General features: G+C 53.7%; 1 protein-coding gene. It reads right to left on the bottom strand.

Annotated features, from left to right (window positions below):
• Positions 1-6: 6 nt before the first annotated feature.
• Positions 7-583 (bottom strand): hypothetical protein (locus A142_RS11440; RefSeq protein WP_019825267.1); only part of this gene is annotated, 577 nt, incomplete at its 5' end.

The following is a 583-nucleotide window of genomic DNA, read 5'->3' as shown; positions in this document are numbered from 1 at the left end:
ATTTGCTCAGCGTTCATCGATGACCTCCTCACTCACGGGGCGCGATTGGATCACATACTTCACGTGCTCTTGCCCGCTTTTATCAAGGAGAACGACGGTATTTTTCGTCAGGCGATGGACTTTCACATCTTGTATCCACGCCCCCTCTTTCACAGGGAAAAGCTCCCCTCCGAGCTCAAACCAGGCGCTGCTGTGTTGCTTGCCCTTAACAATGCTTTTGAGCTGCAATTTCGCCACTTGCTCACGCGCCGTGGGCGGCTCCGATAACACAGGGCGCTCAATGACGATAGGCTTCCTATCTAAGGCGTCTTGAAGCGCTTTCGCACTCTGAGTTTCGCTGAGTTTCGCTTTGTTGGCCGCGTCACTAAGCGTACTTTGATATTGAGACTCTAACGCCGTTAACGCGCGCTGAGTCGCTTGAGGCAAGGTCAGCGACACTGTTACCGTTTTTGAAGGCAAGTTTAACGCTTGAGTGTCAATAAGCACGGGCGTAGGGGCTAGGTTCACGCTGGCTCCTGCCGATACGACTTGAGGAGGAGGTGACATCGTCACAAGGTCACGCGGCGGCGTATCACCTATCTCC

Source organism: Vibrio splendidus 12E03, from assembly GCF_000272105.2.
GTDB classification, from domain to species: Bacteria; Pseudomonadota; Gammaproteobacteria; order Enterobacterales; family Vibrionaceae; genus Vibrio; species Vibrio splendidus_I.
Note: the sequence above shows the minus strand (reverse complement) of the source record. Positions and strands in the feature narration are given on the sequence as shown.